Annotated in this window: 5 protein-coding genes; 3 read left to right on the top strand and 2 right to left on the bottom strand. The window is 60.2% G+C overall.

Annotation, left to right across the window (positions count from 1 at the left end; all coding sequences use genetic code 11):
• A partial coding sequence (locus AC1DVA_RS25630) for a hypothetical protein (RefSeq protein WP_476807748.1) occupies window positions 1–222 on the bottom strand: 222 nt, incomplete at its 3' end.
• A gap of 249 nt (window positions 223–471) precedes the next feature.
• Between AC1DVA_RS25630 and AC1DVA_RS25625 the strand changes: the two genes are divergently transcribed.
• From AC1DVA_RS25625 to AC1DVA_RS25615, 3 genes are all read left to right on the top strand, one after another.
• Complete coding sequence (locus AC1DVA_RS25625; RefSeq protein WP_476807747.1) at window positions 472–1,500, top strand: AraC family transcriptional regulator; 1,029 nt, start codon at window positions 472–474, stop codon at window positions 1,498–1,500.
• 471 nt (window positions 1,501–1,971) lie between these two features.
• Window positions 1,972–2,628, top strand: coding sequence for a hypothetical protein (locus AC1DVA_RS25620; RefSeq protein WP_476807746.1), 657 nt, complete (start codon window positions 1,972–1,974; stop codon window positions 2,626–2,628).
• 1,207 nt (window positions 2,629–3,835) lie between these two features.
• A complete protein-coding gene (locus AC1DVA_RS25615) occupies window positions 3,836–4,849 on the top strand; it encodes a hypothetical protein (protein WP_476807745.1) in 1,014 nt (337 codons plus the stop codon).
• Between the two features lie 140 nt (window positions 4,850–4,989).
• On the opposite strand, the gene AC1DVA_RS25610 is transcribed toward AC1DVA_RS25615, so the two are convergent.
• Window positions 4,990–7,302, bottom strand: a 2,313-nt coding sequence (locus tag AC1DVA_RS25610; RefSeq protein ID WP_476807744.1) for an ATP-binding protein, incomplete at its 5' end; no start/stop codon positions are given.

The raw sequence follows: 7,302 nt of genomic DNA, 5'->3' as shown, positions 1-7,302 counted from the left end.
CGACCAACCCCAGTCATTGGTGGCGATATGACAAGCGTCCTCGCGTCCGTAGTAGGAGGAGCGGACGCCAATCGGCGAAATTGCGCCCCTTTCGGACTTTATCGGCCGTGTAAAATTTAGCGGATTATCGAACCCCGCAGCATGCACGATGGCCGGACCCGTGAACACGCACGCGTGAGCTACAAGCAACATTGTAATGTTGTCTTTGATCCATTTACTCATTGTATGTCGCTCCTTTGCGGTTCGGGACCAGACATGTTGAAGACACGGTTGTGTTCGTGCGCTACGGCCAACTCGATTATTCTGAACTAAAAGAATTCGGCTACGCGCAAAGCATCGTCACTTCTAAGCTGAGGACAGTCAGCCATTTGCCGGCGCCCTCCACGCTAAGATGGGTTGCCGCGGCATTCGTCACTTGTTATTTTTAGCCAAAGTATTGCGCATCCCAGACAGGCGGAGAGTTCTGCGACTGTGTTAAGTGAGCTGCTCTCCCCGCCAACGACCCGAGCGGGTATCTCGCGCCTCGTCATTGCGCGGCTTGTCGCCGCCGGCGTGCCGGTTGCGCCGGTTCTGCGCGAGGTCGGCCTGAACGAGGAACTGCTCACTGGCCGGGATCAAAGAGTGCTTGCTCGGCGTCAGGTCGCCCTGCTGGACCGCGCCGCGACAGCGCTGGCGGATGACCGCCTGGGCTTCACCCTGGCGCAGGACTTTGATCCGCGCCTTCTCGGGTTGCTGTTTTATGTGATGGCGTCGTCGCAGAAGCTTGGCGAGGCGCTCCAGCGTATTGCCCGTTACAGCACGATCACCAATGAGGCGCTGGCCTTCAGCGTGGCCGAGCGCGGAGYGCTGGCCCTTCGCCTGAGCTATGTCGGCCTTCCCCGCCATTCCGACAAGCATCAGGCCGAGTTCTGCATTTTTGGCGCAATCCGCCTCTGCCGCCTCCTGACCGGAACGATGCTTGTGCCACTGCGTGTTTCGATCGCGCATCACCGCTCCGGCGATATCTCGGCGATGTCACGGTTTGCTGGAACGGCCCTGGAGTTCGGGGCAAATGCCGATGAATTGGTCCTGCCTGCCGAGGCGCGCGAGCGCCCTCTCGTCAATGCCGACCCTTACCTCAACGATCTCATGCTGGAGCACTGCGAGGCGGCGCTGTCGTCCCGCACGACCAATGCGAGCCCGCTTCGGGTGAGCGTCGAGAATGCGATCGCTCCGCTGCTCCCTCATGGCAAAGTTCGCGCGGAAGTCATCGCTCGCCTCCTTGGAATGAGCGAACGGACGCTTGCCCGTAAGCTTGCCGACGAGGGCCTGAGTTTCTCGGAAATCCTCCAGCAGCTAAGGCGCGACTTGGCTGTGCGCTATCTCAACGATGGCGGCCACCATGTTTCCAAGGTCGCTTGGCTGCTTGGGTTTCAAGAGGTCAGCGCCTTCTCGCATGCATTCAAGCAATGGACCGGGATGGCGCCGAGCCAGCTGCGGTTGGCCGGCGCTCACACTTGATGGATGTCGTTTCGTCAGGCGACGTGCGTCCGTATCACAGCAGCACGAGGGTAGCGGCTCGCGGCGTTGGACAAGAGATCGGGTGTGTGGCGTCGTCACCGAACTATTTGCACTTCTCTGAGAGCCAAGGCAGCGGCGAGCAAATTCTTGGCCGACTTTAACAAGCGACCAACGCAGGGGCATCCTATTTGGCGTGGAGGTTCACGGTGATTGACTGACTGTCGTCAACAAAAGGGACATCCAGTGCGTACACTTATTGTAATCGGTATCTTGGCGCTGACGGCTGGGCCAACTCTCGCTCAGTCGGAATCGGAGAAACGACACCGGCACGTCCCTTATGTTCGCGCGGCAACTGACTGTGTCGCGGCTGTGGTCCGGCGTGACGACGAATTCGACAGCGCAGTCGCTTACGACAAATTTCACCCCCTCATTGGGCGCGCGCTCTCAGTCTGCCAGCAGTCGGTCGCGCTAATGATAAGCACCCATGACACGATCTACGGCTTCGGCGGCCAGGCCTTCTTCTCGGGGCCATATTACAACGATCTGGAACGCGCCGTCCGCGCGCGGTTGGCAACTCAGATTTCAAGTTCTCGCGCCAATGCCGAGCGGCTTGCCGCCGACCGGCAGGAAGCCGAAACGAGGGCCCAAGCCGAGCGCCAGGCTGTGGCGGCGCGAACTCTGGCGGAACGCGAGGCTGCGGCGGCTCGGGCCGAAGCTCAGCAGCTCGAAGCGGAGACCCGGGCCAAGGCTGCGCGGACCGAGAGGGTTGAGTTGCTCGAAAAAACCCGCGACCTGATCCGAACGAAGACCCTCGTCTGTATCGGCAAGGAAGGGGCGACCATGCTCCTGACCGATGAGAAGGCCGAGGTCGTGGCTAAGGCCGCGATGATTTTCTGCCAAACCGACATCGACGCACTGGTGCGCGTTACCACAGAGATTGTCGAGGCCGAGACGGGCACACAGTCGAACCGCCCGCAGGTCAGGGGGATCGCCGAAAGTCGCGTTCGCGATGTCGTCACCGCGTTTGTCATCCGCTCGAGGGGCGATCTGATAGGAAGGAACTTGAAAGAACAGCAGCAGGCACCGGTGTCCACGCCTGGCGTATCGAGAAACTCGCCGACACTTTAAGAAGCATGCACCGCGCAGCTCGCATCGTCATTTGGCTGCTTTGTTGCGGCCGAACCTATGCAACTGGATGTGTCGTGGACACCGCCCGTGCAACGGTTGCGGCTGCATGGGTGGACCCGGATATTAGCAGCCGGACAGTGTGTTGGCTTCCGCGACCTGATCAGAAAGTGCGGTAGCCCAGCCGGGGCGCCGTGTGTTTTTGAGAATGCCCCAAGAACGGGGTCTAACCGCGAATGTGCGTTGGCACCTCGTGCGAACGTCAACCGTCTCCATGTCAACCGCTTCTGATGCCGATTAGGAGCATGATTGCACTGCTAGCCGGAGCGCCTACGCCCCAAGAACGGCGACCACCAAACAAATACGTCCAATCCAAATCCACATCATCGCCCACCTCGGACTGAATTCTCTTCTGTGGTCCGGTGGGCATCGCCAAGACAATGATCATGTGGGGGCAAAAGCACCCGCGGCATTCTGTCCACCAACGTCGGGAGGCCACAATGGGAATGGGGCTCAATTTCAGCTGCTCGAACTGCGGCTACGCCTGTTGTTCAACGCTCGGCGGCTCGCGAGCCAGTTTCCAGACTCATTCGCCCTTTCCGGTTTATTGCAGTTCTTGCAATGATGTTCGAGCGTCAAATAGCATTAAAAGCCTAAATACTTGCCTGAAATGCGGAAGCGCTTATGCCATCCCTTATGGAAATCCAAAAGTCACAGCGTTGGCCGATGTCACATTGAAAAACGGTGATTACTTCAGCAATTTTGATCTGAAGCTGCCGAAGCGAAACAATTTGTGCCCGAAATGCGGCCTGTTCTCTGGAGAATTTCAGATGGGCATCCTCTTTGATTAGGCTGTACTACGTACCCGCGCTGTCAAAGAAGTCGTATCCGACCTGCTCTCCTCTCGCAAAGACCACCCGCGTGTGGACAATTTGGCGGAGGAATGCACTTGACGGATCTCGCCATTGAAATGCGCCCCCAATTACCCTTCGTTCAAGCTGTTGCAGGTAGTGGGAGCCCAACGGAGGAGCGCGCGATCTGCTTGGGCTTTCTTGCGAGGCAGCGTCAGATCCCGCGCGGTCGTTCYGCGCAATCACCGGAATTGAACCCTGGAAACTCTTGTCTGAATGCGCCTGACCGATCCCCCCATAAGCATTTCGACGAGCCGCACCAAGCAGCACCTCGGTCGGCGTAATAGGAGTCTGCGCTGATGGACTGGTTCGAGCGTCTGACCGGCTTTCGAGAAAGAGATCATGACGACACGCATTCCAAGCTCCGCCTTGATGGTGACCGTCTGCATTGCCTCGTAAATGGCAGGCAGTATGGGATCGGCCGTCTTGAATTGCCTGCGCTCGGCGAGTTGCGAGACCGGGCGAGGTCGGCTTCTGGACGGCAAGGGCGTCTCAGTGTCGACATTGTCCAGGGCGATGTCCGCAGATTGCACCAGGCGCCGGAGTACGCTGGTGCGCTCTTCCAGGTCGCATCGCAGTTCAATCTGCTCGAGATGACCTCGCCCAATGTAACACCCGAACAGGGCGTCACCATCTACCAGCACGACGCCACGCAAGGTCCGGCCTGCGCCATCGCTGCTGGCGCAGCAACCATCTACAGGAACTACTTCGTGCCTGTCGGTTCATCGACGGGGCAAAGACGAGACCGACAACTCGATTGCCTCGAAGACATTGGCCAAGACCTTGGCGCGGCGCTGAAGCGGCCCGTAGGCGAGCTTTGGGCGATGCGAAACGGCTATGCGCTTTGCGGGCGCGCAGGCATCGATGCGATCACCCGTCATCTGCACACTCTTGATGAAGCAGCGCTGGACGAATTGCGGGGCAAGCTCCGGGTTGGGTTGCACTGGGATGTCGAGGTTACCGATTCTCCGGGCGAGCAATGCCCGGTGGTATCGCAGGCCTTCTGCTCGGCACTCCCGGTTGCCTATTCTGGTATCGCGGCGGGCGACTGGGAGGCGTTCGCCTGCCTGGTCCTCGAGGCCGCGTACGAGGCGACCCTTTGGGCTGCTGTCATCAATGCCGAGCGCACAGCTTCGAGCACCGTCCTGCTCACCCAACTTGGTGGTGGCGTATTCGGCAATCGCGACAATTGGATCCATAGCGCCACCTACCGCGCACTCGATTTGGTCCGGGACCGTCAGCTCGACGTAAAGCTTGTGAGTTATGGCGCTCCGTCGATGGCCCTGCAGAAACTGGCAAGCGAATTTGGGTAACCACTGTGCCTCCAGGCCGATGCTGGTCGGGAGTGACCTGCGCTTGGAGAGCCGGTCGAGCAGCCCCGCCCGTCAATCGTTCCGATCCCATGACCAAGGTTGATATTGTTGGTTTGGAGATCGATAGAAGCCCATTTTCGCTACTCCACTGATTTCTCGATGAACCCGAGTGTATTGGCGTTTTCGACCAAGGTCCGCACCTTGGCGCGATCGAGACCATCCGGCACTTCCGCGTCGATCTCGAGCCGGAGCTTGACCTGGCTGCCCCGCAGCGTCGTGAGTTGCTCCACGATTGCCTCGACAATCTGATGCATGTCTCTGGCGGGGCGTTCGGGCGAGATCATCACTGTGCCCGTGAACCGGGTCGGCTTCTTATCTGCTGGAGGCTGCCCGGGCGCTCCGCCAGTGGGCTGCGCACTGGCCTCCGGCGGCCTTTCGCCTGGCCCTTCATGACGGCCAGCCGGTTCAGCCTGCGCCGGCGCTGGCCGGTGCGACTCGGCGACATCGGGCTTCACGGCGACGCTGTCGGCATCGATGGCGATTACCGAATTGGAGGCTCGCTCGATCGCGAGCCCCAGATAGGTGTCCGTCTTCTCGTCCCACCGCTCGGCGTAGGCAAACGGGCCGGGCAACATGCCGCTCACGGCCGCTTGTATGGATTTGATCAAGACCTCCTGATTTTTCAGGCGCGGCAGGTAGATGTAGCGGTTGAGGTACTCCCGCAGATCCTTCAGCGAGAGATGCGGCTTGCCGTTCCAGATGTATTTCTGGAGATCACGATCGAGGCGCGTCGGTCCGAGTTCCGTGAGCAGCCCTTCCTCGGCCACGAGTTTCTTGCTGGCGCGCGCCAGTAGCCCGTCCTGCGCCGGAAACCTTCCAGACACCCATTCGACATCGGCTTGGGCGCTCTCCTGCGCCGGATAATGGAGATAGCACCACGCTTCCTTGAGGCGTGTCTTCATCGTTTCGTTGGATTCGGCAAGCTTGGCCTTGGCAAGCGCACTGTCGCTCTGGGTCAGGTTGAGCCGCTCCGTGTCGCGCACGATCTCGCCCCAAGCCAAGGACGCGCGTATCGCGTCTTTTAGATTGTCGAGCTGGCGTCCGTCTGCGGCGATGAACACCAGCATGTTGCGATAGACGCGCGGCGTGCTGCCGCGCTGCATCAGGATATCCTTGGCCTCGACGAGGGCTTCAGAACCGTCGCGACCGTTGTGCGGATGGGCCACGCCGAGCACCACTGCCCGCACGCCTCCGGCTTCATCGGGGACCTCCGCCGATGAGGCAGGTGCAACCTGCACGGCGTCGAAATGACCACGATCCGCGAGACCGTTTACGTACTTGCCCAACTCGCTGTCGATCGTCATCAAAACAAGAGCGGTCTCGATCTGCGCGGCCTTGTCCGCCGCGATGCGATTAAGACTCGCCGACATCGAGTACCAGTAACGGCCAAGATCGGCGTGCATGAATTTGGCCTGGTTGGTCAGCCGCCGCAGCGCATCACCGAAGATCGACGGGCGCTCGCCGGGCTGCACGACGCCGAGATTAATCTGCTTGTCGTCGAGGCCTGTGTTCTGCTGCTGGTGGGTCGGCGCGGTCCCCATGAAGATCGCGCGCGCGATGCGTCTCGTCGCGGAGTAGCGGTTTAGATTGGGCGCAGATTGGTCGATCTTGAAGGGTGTGGACGCCATGCCATCGACATCACCCGCGATGATCGACTGCCAGCTCACGTCGAGATAGTGGAGCAGTTCCGGTTCCACGCGCGGCGAACTCACCGCTACGCTACCCGGCATGATCATTACGGACGGATCGCCATTCATCCATAGCTCGTGGATTGCCTGCGCCATCAGGCGCAGCACGCCGCGCGTGCGCTGGAATTTTTCCAGCGAGCCCCAGGTCGTATAGAGCTGATCGAACAATTCGGGATGGATCGGGTAGGCCTTCTCGAGCTTACGCCGGTAGTCTTCGTCCGCGCAGCCCTGCGGGAAGTCGTTGGCGTTCTCGCGATAGAGCTTTGCGAACTGCTTCAGCGTGTTGTCCCGGTGATGAAACTTGTCGCCGGGAATGTCCTTGAACAGCCGCCGCCGGACGATCTCGTAGCTCTCTTCCTGGCTCGCTGGTCGCCACGACGATTCGACGCGACTGAAGGTCTGCTTGAGACGCGCCAATGCCTCCTGGCCGCCGTCGCCGCCGACCTCGATCTGCGATGCCGGCAAGGAAGCGACCAGCAAGGTGCGGGGGCTGGCTTTGACCGCTTCAGTCAGCGACTGAACGAAAGTGAGGTTCGCATCAAACGAACCGGACGGCAGGCCCTCGACCCGGTAGATCTGCCGCAGATAGGCGACCCATTCGTCGATCAGAATCAGGCACGGCGCATACTTCTTGAAGATCGTCTCAAGCAGATGGGAGCCCGGCGCGATGCCGTTGGCGTCATTCGCGGCGATCATGTCGAAGGC

It is taken from the genome of Allobosea sp. P4_C6 (assembly GCF_056402015.1).
Note: the sequence above shows the minus strand (reverse complement) of the source record. Positions and strands in the feature narration are given on the sequence as shown.